This window comes from Paludisphaera mucosa, assembly GCF_029589435.1.
Taxonomy (GTDB): Bacteria; Planctomycetota; Planctomycetia; order Isosphaerales; family Isosphaeraceae; genus Paludisphaera; species Paludisphaera mucosa.
Genome location: NZ_JARRAG010000002.1, coordinates 4,510,619 through 4,524,825 on the forward strand (window position 1 = coordinate 4,510,619; position 14,207 = coordinate 4,524,825).

The 14,207-nt window shown below is 70.1% G+C and carries 9 protein-coding genes; 2 read left to right on the forward strand and 7 right to left on the reverse strand.

Annotation, left to right across the window (positions count from 1 at the left end; translation table 11 throughout):
* Window positions 1–747: 747 nt before the first annotated feature.
* Together PZE19_RS27435 and PZE19_RS27440 are read left to right on the forward strand one after the other, a co-directional pair.
* Window positions 748–3,252 carry a Calx-beta domain-containing protein gene (locus tag PZE19_RS27435; protein WP_277863790.1) on the forward strand — a complete coding sequence of 835 codons (2,505 nt, stop codon included), beginning with the start codon at window positions 748–750 and terminating at the stop codon, window positions 3,250–3,252.
* Window positions 3,253–3,749: 497 nt separating this feature from the next.
* Window positions 3,750–4,517, forward strand: a complete 768-nt coding sequence (locus PZE19_RS27440) for an FkbM family methyltransferase (protein WP_277863791.1) — start codon at window positions 3,750–3,752, stop codon at window positions 4,515–4,517.
* Between the two features lie 103 nt (window positions 4,518–4,620).
* Here PZE19_RS27440 and secD read toward each other — a convergent pair whose 3' ends face one another.
* From secD to PZE19_RS27475, 7 genes are all read right to left on the reverse strand, one after another.
* Entirely contained in the window at window positions 4,621–7,683 is a 3,063-nt protein-coding gene (gene secD, locus PZE19_RS27445; protein WP_277863792.1) for a protein translocase subunit SecD, read from the reverse strand.
* A 265-nt stretch (window positions 7,684–7,948) separates the two neighbouring features.
* The gene (gene yajC, locus PZE19_RS27450) at window positions 7,949–8,290 is read right to left on the reverse strand and encodes a preprotein translocase subunit YajC (RefSeq protein ID WP_277863793.1); all 342 of its coding nucleotides are present in this window, start codon (window positions 8,288–8,290) and stop codon (window positions 7,949–7,951) included.
* A 101-nt stretch (window positions 8,291–8,391) separates the two neighbouring features.
* The gene (gene tgt / locus PZE19_RS27455) at window positions 8,392–9,543 is read right to left on the reverse strand and encodes a tRNA guanosine(34) transglycosylase Tgt (RefSeq protein WP_277863794.1); all 1,152 of its coding nucleotides are present in this window, start codon (window positions 9,541–9,543) and stop codon (window positions 8,392–8,394) included.
* A gap of 7 nt (window positions 9,544–9,550) precedes the next feature.
* A complete protein-coding gene (locus PZE19_RS27460) occupies window positions 9,551–10,942 on the reverse strand; it encodes a DNA-directed RNA polymerase subunit alpha C-terminal domain-containing protein (RefSeq protein WP_277863795.1) in 1,392 nt (463 codons plus the stop codon).
* 157 nt (window positions 10,943–11,099) lie between these two features.
* A complete protein-coding gene (locus PZE19_RS27465; protein WP_277863796.1) occupies window positions 11,100–12,233 on the reverse strand; it encodes a tetratricopeptide repeat protein in 1,134 nt (377 codons plus the stop codon).
* Window positions 12,234–12,410: 177 nt separating this feature from the next.
* A complete protein-coding gene (locus PZE19_RS27470; protein ID WP_277863797.1) occupies window positions 12,411–12,881 on the reverse strand; it encodes a hypothetical protein in 471 nt (156 codons plus the stop codon).
* Between the two features lie 39 nt (window positions 12,882–12,920).
* Window positions 12,921–13,991 (reverse strand): DUF1559 domain-containing protein, encoded by a 1,071-nt coding sequence (locus PZE19_RS27475; protein ID WP_277863798.1) that lies wholly within the window; start codon window positions 13,989–13,991, stop codon window positions 12,921–12,923.
* Window positions 13,992–14,207 lie beyond the last annotated feature (216 nt).

Here is a 14,207-nt window from a genome sequence, read left to right on the forward strand (position 1 = left end):
CGCGCCAGCGGCGCAGCGTCGCGGCTTCCCGGAGGCGCCTCGAGAAAGTCTCCGACGGACGACCGCGTCGACCCCGGCGGCGGGCCCTCTCGCCCGAACTCCTCGAAGCCCGGCGGTTGCTCGGCCACGCGCCGCCCGGGCCGGGGTTCCATCGACGGTCGACGCGGCGGATCTCGCGACCGTCGTCCGCGAGGTCCTCGACGCCGGCTTCTGGCGCCGGTCGTCGACCGAGGGTTGGACGAAGCTCAACGACGTCGCCCCCCAGGCCGTCGTCGCGGCGTAAGTCCTCGGCTCGGGCCGACCGCCCGCCATTTCCTGGAGGCCCCTGGCGGGAGCCCGACGGCCGTGCTATCTTGCCGGCGACGGCTCGACGCCCGAGACGTCGGAACGCAGCGAAGCGCCTTCCCGTTTGCAAGCTGGAGCGACCGCGCAGGTCCCCGGAACGCGAGCCTCTCCGCGAGAGCCCCTCACCCCGCGTCGACCCTTGGTCGAGATCGACGAAGTCGTCGAACGCCGAGGCGAACCCGAATCCCGGCGACGAAGCCGAAGCCGTCGGTCCCCCCTTGCCGTCGCCCGAGCCCGGGGCGATCCGGACCTTCCTTTACCATAAAAATGGTTTCATGTCAGTAAGATCGTGCGAGCCCGCACGTCTGGGTGAGCGCAAGCTTTCCCCTGATACCATTCGCCGCACGTCGGCGTCGGCCTTCGATCGAGTTCAACGACGCCGTTGCATCTTGGAGCACACCCATGAGGCGGACAAAAGGACGATCGCGTCGGGCCCTCAGGCCGGTCCTGAGCCTGGAATCGCTGGAGTGGCGGCAGATGCTCTCCTACGGCGCGCCCGCGCCGGCGTTCCTGGTGAACGAGACGATCGCGGGGGGCCAGTCGGCGCCCCGGTCGGTCGTGGACGACCAGGGCCGGGTCAATGTCGTCTGGCAGGATTACGGCGGCGACGGCTCGGGTTACGGCGTCTACGCCCGGAGTTTCGACGTCGGCGGCAATCCCGTCGGGACCCAGTTTCGGGTCAACGCCGAAACGGCGGGCGACCAGACCGACCCCCGGATCGCCGTGCGGAGCATCACCTATCAGGACGACGGCCTGATCGTCACCTGGCGCGACGGCGGCCAGGTCGACTTCCAGCTCTACGACGCCCAGGGCCTGAAGGTCGGCGAGCCCACGCCGCTCGCCGGCGTCGCGGGGGTTCCCGCCGACTACGAGCTGGTCGGCCTGCCGTCCGGGGGGTTCCTGATCGTCACCGACGACCAGATCTACACCTTCGGCGCCGACGGGACGCCCGCCGGCTCGACGACGCTGGATCGGGCGCACGCCGGCTGGACCGTCCAGGATTCGGACGCCCCCGGCCGCGTCGGCATCCTCTATTACGACACGGCGGTCGTGACGTGGGCGGAGACCCGCTCGCGCCAGAACGCCGCCGACGAGACGGTGTACGACGCCCGGATCTGGGCCGCGCCGCTGAACAGCTACGACCCGATGTTGCAAGGTCCGATCCTCGTGGCCGAGATCGACGACGCGACGAGCGCGGCCGAACTGGCGGCCCTGGATCCGACCGTCGTCCGGCCCGCGGGCTACTACGGCACGTCGCTGATCGCCTGGCGTCAGGCCGAGGCCGCCGGGACGACCTTCCACGCCCGACAGATCGACTACGACGGGACCCCGATCGGGGAGGGCTTCACGCTCGCCACGGCGGCCCCCGGCGACTCCGAGGCCGCCGCCATCGGCTGGCTCGGCGACGACGCCCTGGCGGTCTTCTTCGTCGATCAGGATCCGGCCGGGCCGGACGGCGGCTACATCCAGATCTTCGGCGCCGACGGGACCCCGATCGACGGGCCGATCGCCGCGCCCGACGTCGCGGCCGATTCGCTGGCGAGCCTGACCGTGGTCCCGACCGCCGGCAGCGACTTCCTGCTGATCTGGGGCGACCCGCAGGCCGATCCGACGGCCGGCGAGGTCTCGGCCCAGCGATTCGCGTCGACCCGCAAGGGCCTGGGGATCTCGAACGACGGCCTCGACGTCTCCGAGTCGGTCGGGCAGGCCGTCTTCACGGTGATCCGCAGCGGCGACCTCTCGCAGGCGGCGAGCGTCCGGTATGCGACCCGGGACGGGTCGGCCCTCGCCGGCTACGACTACACGCCGACCTCGGGCGTCCTGAACTTCGCCCCCGGCCAGGCCCTGGGCACGATCGCCCTCTCCGTCGTCGACGACCACGTCGCCGAGAATTACAAGTATTTCTACGTGAGCCTCTCCGACCCCGTCGGCGTCGACGATCTCGGCAATGTCGAGGGCTACGTCTCGATCGAGGACGACGAGCCCGCCGCCGAGCACCCGCTCGTCTTCGTCGACTACGACGCCTACGGCCTCTGGACCTACAACCAAGTCGAGGGCTGGGCCCAGATCAACACCGTCGACCCCCAGTCGGTCCTCACCACCTGGAGGCGCGACGCCTACATCGACTTCGGCCCCGGCGGGCTCTGGCACTGGGACCAGCTCCGCGGCTACAGCCAGATCAGCGCCGTCGACCCCCAGTCGGTCATGCTCGATGAGAACGGCGACAGCGTCTACATCGACTTCGGATACGGCGGCCTCTGGAAGTGGAGCGAGTCCGCGGGATATACGCCGATCAACAGCGTCGATCCCCAGCAGGTCATCGTCCAGTTCGACCACCTCGACATCGACTTCGGCCCCGGCGGGCTCTGGCGGTGGAGCGAGGCCGCGGGCTACACGCAGATCAGCCCCTTCGACCCCGAGGCCGTCGCGAGCAACTACAACGAGCTCTACATCGACTTCGGCGCCGGCGGACTCTGGCGGTGGAGCGGGACGGCGGGCTTCGCGCAGCTCCACACCGTCAGCCCCGAGACGATGACGCTGGGTTACACCTACGACGTCGCGTCCGGCTACGGCGACGTGCTCTATCTCGACTACGGCGCGGGCGGCCTCTGGCAGTGGAGCGAGGGCGCGGGCTTCTCGCAGATCAACGCCGCCAACCCCGAGTCGGTCGTCTACGACGGCTACCAGACCCTGTACATCGACTTCGGCACCGGCGGCCTCTGGAAGTGGGGCCAGACCGCGGGCTACCAGCAGGTCAACGGCGCCAACCCCGAGCTGGTCGCCTTCAGCTCGTTCGACCAGGCCCTCTACATCGGCTTCGGCGCCGGCGGCTTCTGGCGATGGTCCGCGACGGACGGCTTCCGGAAGCTCAACGACGCCGCTCCCCCCGCCTTCAGCGTGGCGTGACGCCCCCCGACGATCGGGCCGACCCGGCCCGGACGCGACCGCCGCGAGGCGGCCCGCCCGGGCCGGTCGCGTTTCGAGGCCGACGCACGGCCGCGTCGCCTCGCCCCGTAGCCGCCGAGACAGGGATCCGCGAGGCGTCCAGGAGGACGAACCGATGCCGCCACCGTTCCCCGGCGTGAACCCGTTTCGGGAACAGCCGGCGCTCCGGCCGGTCGGGAGATCGCCCGCCCGCGAGGAAGGCGGGGTCGCGGCGGTGGAGCGCCCAGGCCGACTCGCTCGCGCCGGGGGGCCCGGCTTCTCATGCGGATTCAACTTTTATTCTGATTGATTTTTTATTCCACTCCGTTGTTTATTTCGAGGCATGTTTTATTCTGACGTGGGTATGGGCATGACCCACGAGATCGACGCCTGGCGTCGCTCCCCCGGAACTGCGGGTCCGGCGCCGCGTCGGCCCTTCGGCGCCCGATCGCGCCTGCGAAGAGGCAGAGGAACCGACCATGTGGCTCGCTGAGAAGATACGAACGCAGAAGCTCCGTTTGGAGAAGCTCGGTCCGGGCGGATACATCGCGATGCTGGGCGTCAAGTACCGGCCCGGGCCCGTCGGAGGGGCGCCTCGCAAGTTCCGCGTGCCGAAGGCCGAGCACCCGATCTACTGCCGCCCCCGGACCAGCGACCCCGGCGTCCTGCACCAGATCTTCATCGACGAGGAGTATCGCTGCCTGGACCAGGTGCAGGGCTCGGGCCTGATCCTCGACCTCGGCGCCAACGTGGGCCACAGCGCCTCCTACCTGCTCACGCGCTTCCCCGAGGCCGAGCTGATCGCCGTCGAGCCGGATCCGGGCAACTTCCAGATGGTCCGGCGGACGCTGGCGCCGTACGGCTCGCGAGCCCGCGCGATCCATTCCGCCGTCTGGTCGCAGTCCTGCGGGCTGGTCATGTCCGCAGCGGGCCAGGGCCTCGGCCGCGAGTGGTCGCGCAAGGTCCGCCCCGCCGACGAGGGCGAGACGCCCGAGATGCAGGCGGTCGACGTCCTCTCCCTCCTCGAAGGGTCGGGCCACGACCGGATCTTCCTGCTGAAGGTCGACGTCGAGGGGGCCGAGGAAGAGGTCTTCGGGCCCACGGCCGCGGCCTGGATCGACCGCGTCGACAACATCGTCATCGAGCTCCACGGCCGCGAGCGGGAGCGGATCTTCCACGAGGCGATCGCCGGGCGGGACTTCGAAGTCTCGACCTGCGACGAGCTGACCGTCTGCCGGCGGCGTTGAGGGGACGGATCGGGGCGCGAACCCGCGACGTTTCGAACGCAAAAGGCCCTCCCCCGGTCGATCGGGGGAGGGCCTTCGCGTTCGTGCCGCGGTCGACCGCGCCTCAGCGCGAGGCGACGCCCTTGAGCTTGTCGCCGGGCTTGATCGAGGCGTCGAGGTGGTCGCCCTCGTGGCCGATCCAGTCGATGAGGATCGGGGTGGCGATGTAGACCGTGCTGTAAGTGCCGCTGAGGAAGCCGACGACCAGGGCGAAGGCGAAGCCGTGCAACCCCTCGCCGCCCAGCACGTACAGGACGAGCACGACGAGCCAGGCGGTGAGCGACGTCAGGACCGTGCGGCTCAGGGTCTGGTTGATGGCGTCGTTGACCAGCTTGGGGGTCAGGTGGGGCGTCTTCCCCTTGATCTCCCGGATGCGGTCGAAGATGACGATGGTGTCGTTCACCGAGAAGCCGATGAGCGTCAGGAAGGCCGCGACGATCGGCAGGTCGATCTTGAACTGGTCGATCATCAGCAGCGTGTTCAGACCCGGCACGAGGGCCAGCCAGTAGCTGACGGCGATGGCGCCCAGGGTGATGAGCACGTCGTGGACGACCGCGAGGACGGCGGCCAGGCCGTACGTGAACGAGTGGAACCGCCACCAGAGGTAGACGATGATGATGATCCAGCTCGCCACGGTGGCGATCAGGGCCAGCGTCCGCGTCTCCGAGGCGACCGTGCTGCCGAAGTTGGCGATCCGCTCGAAGAGCATGTCGCGGTTGTTGGCCAGCGAAGTCTTGAGGGCTTCGAGCTGGGCCTTGGCGACGTCGGGCTCCAGGTCGGTCTTGAGGAGCAGCCTCGTCCCCTCGGCGGCCGGCTTGTCGGCCGAGCCGGCGGGCGTGATCTCGAACCGCGAGTTCGGGGTGGCGATGCCGGCGGCGGCGAGCACCCGGGCGAACTCGGACGAGACCACCTGGGCCGGCGGCTGGGGGCTGTTGAACGCCGTCGTGTTGAACGCCAGGTCGTACTCCCGCCCGCCGGCGAACCGGGCGGCGATCGTCGTCGGGGCGGCCTTGGCGGCGGCGGGGGCGGCCGGCGCGGGGGTCCCGGGGATCGGCCTCTCGGCCCCGACGGTCATGTCGATCTTGGCGAGCGACGGGCCGAACGCGGCGATGATCGCCTCCTGCACCCGCTTGGGGTCGAGGTCGGTGGTCCGGATGTTGAACCGGGCCGCCCGATCCTTCTGGTTCTGGGAGACGCGGAGGCTCTCGATGGTCACGTCGGGGAGCACGCCGGCCTTCTCGCGGACGAACTCGGTGCGCTGGCTGTCGGTCAGGCTGCGGACCGTCGTGTCGGCCTCGTTGAGCCGGATGGTCACCAGGGTGCCGCCGGTGAAGTCGATGTTGTACATCGTCCGGCCGCGGGCGAAGAACGCCCCCAGGCCCAGCAGGATCAAGACCAGCGACGCCGCCATGCAGTAGTAGCGGGGGCCGACGAAGTCGATGTTCGTCTTGTCCCAGAGCTTGCGGAACCGCAGCTCGCGGAGCCAGCCCTGGGCGTAGGCCGTCTCGAAGATGAACCGCGACATGAAGACGGCGGTGAACAGGTTCCAGAGCATGCCCAGGATCATCGTCAGGGCGAAGCCCTTCACTTCCTCGGTGCCGACGGCGTAGAGCACGATCGCGGCCAGCAGGTTGGTGACGTGGGAGTCGAAGATCGTCACCCAGGCCCGGTTGAAGCCGTTGCGGATCTGCTGGGCCAGGCCCGCGCCCCGCTCCTTCTCCTCGCGCATGCGCTCGAACACCAGCACGTTGGCGTCGACCGCCATGCCGATCGTCAGCGCCAGGCCGGCCAGGCCGGGCAGCGAGAACGTGGCCTGGATGAAGGCCATCGAGCCCACCAGCAGGATCATGTTGACCACCAGCGCGACGACCGCCACCACGCCGGCGAAGCGGTAGTAGAAGATCATGAAGATCGGCACGACGAGCATCGAGACCCAGATGGCCTGCCAGCCCTTGGCGATCGAGTCCTCGCCCAGGGTCGGGCCGACGTTCTCCTCCTGGAGCGGCACCGGGTTGAGGCTCGCCGGCAGGCTGCCGGCCTGGAGGATGTTGATGAGGTGCTGGACCTCCTTGAGCTTGAAGCCCTGGCCGCCGCCCTCGATGATGCCCGAGTCGCGGATCTCGGAGTTGATCGACGGGGCCGACATCACCAGGTTGTCCAGCAGGATCGCCAGCTGATACCGGAAGGCGTCGCCCTCCTCGGGCAGGTGCTCGCGGGTGAGCTGGCCGAAGCGGCGGGCCCCCATGCGGTTGAACTGGAAGCCGACGGCCGGCTGGAGCTTCTCGTCGGTCTGCTGGTAGGCGCGCGACAGGTAGACGCCGGTGACGTCCTGGCGGTCCTGCACGCAGAGGATGTAGACCTCGGTGCGGCCGTCGGCGACCTTCTCCTCGCGGATGATCGGGTCGCCGGGGAGCGGGCTCGCCGGGTTGCCGGCGCGGATGCCGCTGGGGTTGTACGAGACCTCGTACGAGGCGATCGACTTGAGGTTGTGGGGCTCGGTCAGGGTCAGGGTGTCGGCCGTGTTGGTCTTGACCGGGATCGCCAGCCGCTTCTCGGCGCCGCCCGCGTCCTTGCCGGTCAGCAGGACGTCCACGCCGGCGTAGAGGTCGCGCTTCCAGTGCTGCTTGGGGTCGGTGATCGTGACGTCGGTGAACTGGGGGTCGACGCCGGTGGAGATCTCGCCCAGCCGCGCCCACTTGTACCGCGCGGGGGGCTTGGCCAGGCCGCCGGGGCCCATGGCGCGGGCGATCGCCTCGGAGTCGTGCTTGCGGTTGGCGAGGATCCGGAACTCGAGCGAGCCGACGTCCGTCAGCATGCTCTTGATCTCCTCGACCTCCTCCGGACCCGCCTTGGGCAGGATGATCTCGAGCCGGTTGTTGCCGATGTTGCGGATCGGCGTCTCTTTCACCCCCTGAGGGTCGGCCCGCTGCTTGAGCGCGGCGATCAGCTCGTTCATGTTGAAGTTGGGGGCCGCCTGGCTCTCCTTGGCGACCTCGTAGACGAGGATCGTCCCCCCGGAGAGGTCGATGCCCAGCTTCAACTTCTTCTCGGGGGGATACATGGCGATCAGGCCCAAAAGGGTCGACCCCACGATCAAGGCGCTCTTCCAGTTCAGCATGTTCTTCATCGGCGTTCCTCAAGCCCCGCAGGCGGCGGCCGACCGCGGTCCCTGGTCGGCGAAAAATCGGGATTGGTCGGAGTAAACGGTGTCTCAAACGCGCGTCGGCGTCCGGCCCTCGGGGCCGGACGAAGGGGAGATGGGCGAGCCGGCCGTCGAATCGCGACGCTCCGCGAGAGCCGGCCGCCTCGCGTCCCGGCGCGGCCGCCGGACTCCGACGACCCCCGGGAAGCCCTCGGGTCGGCGACGTCCCCGCCGACGCCCTCCGGTTCGCTCACTCCGACGTCGATCCCTCCAGCACCCGCACGACGCTGGAGCGGGTCAGGCTCATCTTGACCCCCTTGTCGTCGTCGATCCGCAGCACCACCCGGTCCGACGCGGGGTCGACCGAGATCACGGTGCCGTAGATGCCCCCGGCCGTGACCACCTTGTCGTTCTTCTTCAGGGCGTCGATCATCACCCGCCGCTTCTTCTCCTGCTCCTTCTGCGGCATGTAGATCATGAAGTAGAAGAGCAGGGGGATCGGCAGCAGGAACAGGAGCGTCGTCCAGTTGCTGGGCGCCGCGCCCGCGTCCTGGGCGAGGAGGGGGCCGATCGCGTCGAACAGTCCTGGCATCGTGAGGGGTCCGTTAGGGCTCGGTGCGATTCGCAAAGGGTCGCGGCGCGCGGCCGGGGCTCGGGGCCCGACGGCGGCCGGAATTTCCTGCACTCTAACGCCTAGGGTCCCAAGGCTTCAAGCACGTCCAACCGCAACTGGACGAATCGACCGGCCCGTATCGCTTCGCGCATCCGACGCGTGAGGCGGTGGAGGTAGGCCAGGTTGTGGATCGACGCCAGGATCGGCCCCAGCATTTCCCGGGCGAGGAACAGGTGCCGCAGGTATCCCCGCGAGAACCGCGAGCAGGCCAGGCAGTCGCAGCCCTCCTCCAGCGGCCGGGGGTCGCGGGCGTGGGCCGCGTTTCGGAGCTTGACCGGGCCGGCGTCGGTGAAGCACGTCGCGTTGCGGCCGTTGCGGGTCGGCATCACGCAGTCGAACATGTCGATCCCCGCGTGCACCGCGTCGAGCAGGTCCTGGGGCCGGCCGACCCCCATCAGGTAGCGCGGGCGATCCTCGGGCAGGAGGTGCACCGAGACGTCCAGGGCCCGCCGGACCTCCTCGCGGCTCTCGCCGACGCTCACGCCGCCGACCGCGTAGCCGTCGAAGTCCATGGCGATCAGGGCCTCGGCGCAGCGGCCGCGGAGGTCCTCGTGGGCCCCCCCCTGGACGATGCCGAAGAGGGCCTGGTCGGGGCGGCGGCGGGCGTCCTGGCAGCGGGCGGCCCAGGCGATCGTGCGGTCGACGGCCCGGGCGATCTCGGCCTTCTCGGCCGGCAGGGCGGGGCACTGGTCGAGGCACATGGCGACGTCGGCCCCGAGCGCCTCCTGGATCGCCACGGCGCGCTCGGGGGTCAGCTCCAGCAGGCGGCCGTCGAGGTGCGAGCGGAAGGTCGCGCCGTGGTCGGTGATCTTGGCCCGCTGGGCGAGGCTGAAGACCTGGAAGCCGCCCGAGTCGGTCAGGATCGGGCCGTCCCAGGCCATGAAGCGGTGCAGGCCGCCCAGGGCCGCGACCGTCTCCTCGCCGGGGCGGAGGGCCAGGTGGTAGGTGTTGGCGAGGAGCATCCGCGAGCCGGCCTCGCGGAGCTGGTCCGGGGTCAGGCCCTTGACGGTCGCCTGGGTGCCGACCGGCATGAACGCCGGGGTCTCGACGGGCCCGTGGGGGGTGTCGAGCCTCCCCGCGCGGGCGGCCGAGCCGGCGTCGCGCGCCGTCGCGGTGAAGCGTACGGGGCGGACGCCGCGCGGGGGGGCTTCGAGGGTGGGTTCCGGGCTCAAGGGACGGTCAGTCGTTCTTGAGCTTCAGGCCGAGCGCCGAGAGCTTGTCGCGGACCTCGTTGAGCGAGGTGACGCCGAAGTTCTTGCACTCCAGCAGGTCGTCGCCGGACCGCTTGGTGAGGTCGCCGACGGTCTGCAGGTTGAGCTTGCTCATGCACTTGCGGGCCCGGACCGAGAGGCTCAGCTCGCTGATCGGCTTGCCCAGCATCGCCTGCAGCTCGGGCGAGACCTCCTGCGGGGGCTCGGCGCGATGGTCGACGCCGCCGGGGCCGCCGCGCTCGGCGCCTTCGAGGGCCATGCCCAGGCGGACGCCCTTGGACCGCATCATCTCCTTGATCTCGGCGAGCGAGGTCTCGCCGAAGTTCTTGGAGGCGAGCAGGGCCGCCTCGGTCGTCCGCGTCAGGTCGCCGAGCGTCCGGATGTTCATCTTCCGCAGGCAGTTGCGGCTGCGGACCGAGAGCTCGAAGTCGGTGACGGGGATCTCGAGCAGCTGCTTGAGGACCGTGTAGCCCTTCTCGGCCTCCTCGTCGTAGTACATCCCCTTGCTGGCCTGGCAGTCCTTGACGAACAGCCGGGCGCGGGGGTGGTTGGGCTCGTACTCGAGGACGTGGCGATAGCACTGCTCGGCGTCGCGGAACTTCATCTCGTCCTCGTACAGCACGCCCAGGTTGATCCAGGCGGCGAGCGGGACGGGGGGGCGCTCGGTGCAGCGCTTGTAGAAGTCGACGGCGGCCTCGTCGTTGCCGTAGAGGTCGTTGATGTAGGCCAGCTCGAAGAGCGCGCCGTTGTGGTCGCGGTCGAGGTTCAGCGCCTTCTCCAGCTCGCCGGCGGCCAGCTCCAGCTCGCCCTCGGCGGCGAGGATGGCGCCCTGCTGGAAGTGGAACTCGGCCGACGAGCCGACCGACTTCTCCAGGCCGTGGAGGATCTTCTTGGCCTCTTCGAGCTTGCCGGCGGCCTCTTCGGACTTGCCGTTGGCCACGTCCATCTGGCCCAGCCGACGCAGCGAGCCGGCGCGGCGGAGTTCCGAGTTCTTGGCGTCGTAGCCCAGCTTGGCCGACTTCGCGAAGGCTTCGGCGGCCTCCCGGTACTTCTGGAGGTTCTCGAACGCGAGGCCCTGGAAGTAGAGCGCCATGCCCAGGTCGCCGGCGCGCTTGAGGTTGTCCAGGCCGGCGGCGTAGCGGCCCAACAGGACCTCGCCGACGCCCAGCCGGAGGTGGGCCTCCGGGGTGTTGCTGGCCTGCTTCTTCTCGCGGTCGCGGATCGTCGCCACGGCGTCGCGGAGGGTCCGGTAGCGGGACGGGTCGCGGTTGAGCACCTCGCGCAGGTCGGCGACGGCCGAAACATCGAAGGGCGTGCGATCCATGATCGCGCGGACGTCCGTGGTCATCATCTCAGTCATCGCCGAATCATCTCCCTGTTCCGCCCGCTTTCCGAGCCTTCCCCGCCGCGCGTCGGGCCGCGACGCCTGCGACGTCGCCGGGGTGAATCCCATATCGTAACGAATTCCCTTGACTTGTCAAAGACCGGCGTCACGCGGCCCGGCCCCGGCGCCCGGTTCACCCTTCGACGTCCGGGCCCAGGGCCGAGCGGAGCCGGTCGAGGATGTCGACGCCCTTCAGCGCCTGCAGGCGGGGGAGGGCCCGGCGCGCGTGGCGGAGCGCGGCGTCGACGTCGCCGGCCGCCGCGAGGGCCAGGGCGAGGTCGGCGTCCAGATAGTCGACGGCGCCCCCGACCAGCGGCGACGCGTGGCGGAGGGCCGAGAGCCGGCGACGGGCGTCCACCAGCAGGGGGATCGCCTCGCGAGGCCTCCCCTCGTCGCGGAGGATCTTCCCCTCCAGGGCGAGGGCGAAGGGGGTCAGGACGTCGCTCAGGGCGTGCTCGCGGGCGCGGGCCGGCAGCTCGCGGGCCCGGCGGGGATTGCGGCCGTGGCGGATCTCGAACCCGCCCAGGTCGAGGAGGATGCTCGGGTTGCCCGGGGCCAGCTCCGCGGCGCGCTCCAGGGCGGTGCGGGAGTCGTCCGGGCGCTTCGCGGCGTTGTAGATCTCGGGAAGGCGGCCGTTATAGAGCCAGCCGGCCATCGCCTCGCCGTCGCCGTAGGTGGCGATGACGGCCAGGGCCTCGTCCAGCCGGCCGAGCCCGGCGAGGGCCTGGGCGCGGCGGAAGGCCAGCTCCTCGGGCGGGACCCGCGAGCCCTTCAACCCGTCGGCGGCCCTCAAGGCATCCTCCCTGCGGCCCCATGCGACGGCCTCGATCAGCTTACCGTATCTCCCCGCCCGCTCCCGGAGAAGCTGGGCGGCCGCCGCGAAGATCATCGGCCAGATGACGACGAACGCCTGGAGCCAGTCGATCGCGGTCCAGGGCCATCCCCGCCAGCGTCGATAGGCGAGCACGGCCGCGGCGAGGAGGATCAGACCGCGACTGCGGCGGTAGATCGCCTTCGAGACCACCAGGAACCCCGCGATCGGCGCGGGGAGGTCGCGGAACCGGAGGTAGTCGCGCGGCGAGACGACCTCGGCGACGGCCGCCTGCCGCGAGTAGAGGGCGCCCACGTCGTCGGTGTGCAGGACGACCTCGTCGAGCCCCCTCGCCTCGCGGGCGATCCGGACGGCGTCGTCGGCCGACCCGGCCTCGATGCGCTCGGTCGCCGACCTGCCCGCGGAGTCGCGGCCGGTCACCAGGTACTCGGCCATGGCTGGAAGCCTCCGGACGGCTCGACCGCCCCACGATCGCCGAGGCGCGACGAGGGCGTCGCAGGATATCCCGCCGCGAGGGCCTTCCGCCCCTCGCCGGCGGGGCATGAAAGGGGGCGGGCGGGGATCTCGACCCCGCCCGCCCCCTCGATCGACCGCGACCTCGCGGGGCCCGGCTCACCCCGCCCTGGCGTTCTTGGCGGCCTTGGATCTGCCTGGGTCTTCGAGCTTGCCGGGCGACTTGGCCGCGGCCTGGAACTCGGCCGGGGTCATCGCCTTGACGGTCAGGCCGTCGCGGAGCAGGACGGCGCCGCCGGATTCGGGCGCCTTCGCCTCATAGGCCAGGACCTCGGTCGACTCGGCCTGGAGGTCGGCGCCCCAGAGGACGACGACCCGCTTCTCCTGCAGGGCCATAGAGCCGAAATTGAACGCGGGCGCGTATTTCAGCACGTCCTTGACGGCGCGCGGAGGACGCTTGTTGTCGTCGATGTAGATGCGGTACATCTCGCCGACTTCCAGCAGGTCGGCCTGCTCGGGGGAATCCTCGGCGGCGGAGGGCGACGTCCCCCCGCCGCAGCCGGCGAGTCCCAAACCCGCGACGATCAGGAGCGGCGCGAGGCGCCGCGAGAGGGGGTTGCGAAGCGGCATTCTCTGTCCTTCCACACGGCGGGCACGCCGGTCCATCAATCAATATTGATCCGAGCTGACGACCTCGCCGGCGGCCCGGGTGCCGAGGGCTCGCCAGACCGTGGGGTTGATCGCATCCTTGATGAAGTGGACCGATCCGTCGCCGAAGAGGACGTTCACGCCCCCCGAGTGGTAGCTTCGCGCGGCGATGTGGGCGGCGAAGAAGTTCGACGACCCGCAGTCCCATCCCCGGTAATTGGGCGGGACCGTGTGGGTGTAGGTCGTGGTGATCGGGAGCTGGCGGTAGTACTGCATCCCCCGGTAGGCCAGGCTGGACCCCGGCCCGTTGCACTCGGGCAGCTTCACGGCGCCGTTGTCGAACCCGGTCCCGAAGTAGAAGACGCGGTCCGGGTGGTCGGCGGCCTGGCCGGTCCCGCTGCCGTTGGGGAGCCTCGACCGCTTGATCTCGGCGAACATCGCCGTGTTCGAGGTGCCGTCGGTGATGTCGGCCAGCCGGACCCCGGCCATGATCTTCTGCCAATCGGGGTTCCCGCGGGGCGCGGTGGCGTTGAGCCGGATGTTGAAGAGGCCGGCCCGCGTGGAGTCGGTCTCCTCGCCGACGGTCGTGTCCGCCCCCAGCCGCTGGCTGGCCGTCGCCCCCAGGCTGGCGAAGTAGTTGTTGTTCCCGGTCCCGCCGATCCGCTCCAGCGAGGGATCCGACGGGCAGAGATAGGCCGAGACCTGCTGGAGGCGGGCGGTGCCGTTGCCGGCCTGGGCGTTGACGTCGAGCTGGAAGTTGAACGCCCCGTACAGGTTCGCCTGCTCCATGTAGCCCAGGATCAGCGCCTGGACGTTGGGCCGGCTGTTCCCCTGGTTCCCCTCCTGGCCCGGGACGCCGCCGTTCGGCGCCGGCCCCCAGCCGTCGGGGAGCTTGCCGTTGGACGACTCGAAGTTGTAGACCGCCAGTCCGATCTGCTTGAGGTTGTTGGTGCACTGGATCCGCCGGGCCGCCTCGCGGGCGGACTGCACGGCGGGGAGCAAGAGCGCGATGAGCACCGCGATGATCGCGATGACCACCAGCAGCTCGATCAGCGTGAATCCCGACCTCGACTGACTCGCGGACGCGGGCATACCAGGTAATCCTTCTGCATTCTCATGCCGGAGAGACGATTCCTCGATGCCGGGCCGATGCGACGCCGGCTCGCCGATCGTAGCGACCGTCCGTGAAGGCGCGATTCAGGCCCGAAGATGATTTCCTTAGGACCTAGGAGACGCCGCCGCCAGGCTCGCTTCCCCGGGAACGACCGCCGGCTTCGCCGTCGTGGCGCCGGATTCCCCGGAAAAAAG

Coding starts and splice junctions, on each gene's coding strand:
- PZE19_RS27440 (WP_277863791.1), top strand. CDS start 3,750: ATGTGGCTCGCTGAGAAGATACGAACGCAGAAGCTCCGTTTGGAGAAG.
- yajC (WP_277863793.1), bottom strand. CDS start 8,290: ATGCCAGGACTGTTCGACGCGATCGGCCCCCTCCTCGCCCAGGACGCG.
- PZE19_RS27470 (WP_277863797.1), bottom strand. CDS start 12,881: ATGCCGCTTCGCAACCCCCTCTCGCGGCGCCTCGCGCCGCTCCTGATC.
- PZE19_RS27460 (WP_277863795.1), bottom strand. CDS start 10,942: ATGACTGAGATGATGACCACGGACGTCCGCGCGATCATGGATCGCACG.
- PZE19_RS27475 (WP_277863798.1), bottom strand. CDS start 13,991: ATGCCCGCGTCCGCGAGTCAGTCGAGGTCGGGATTCACGCTGATCGAG.
- PZE19_RS27435 (WP_277863790.1), top strand. CDS start 748: ATGAGGCGGACAAAAGGACGATCGCGTCGGGCCCTCAGGCCGGTCCTG.
- secD (WP_277863792.1), bottom strand. CDS start 7,683: ATGAAGAACATGCTGAACTGGAAGAGCGCCTTGATCGTGGGGTCGACC.
- PZE19_RS27465 (WP_277863796.1), bottom strand. CDS start 12,233: ATGGCCGAGTACCTGGTGACCGGCCGCGACTCCGCGGGCAGGTCGGCG.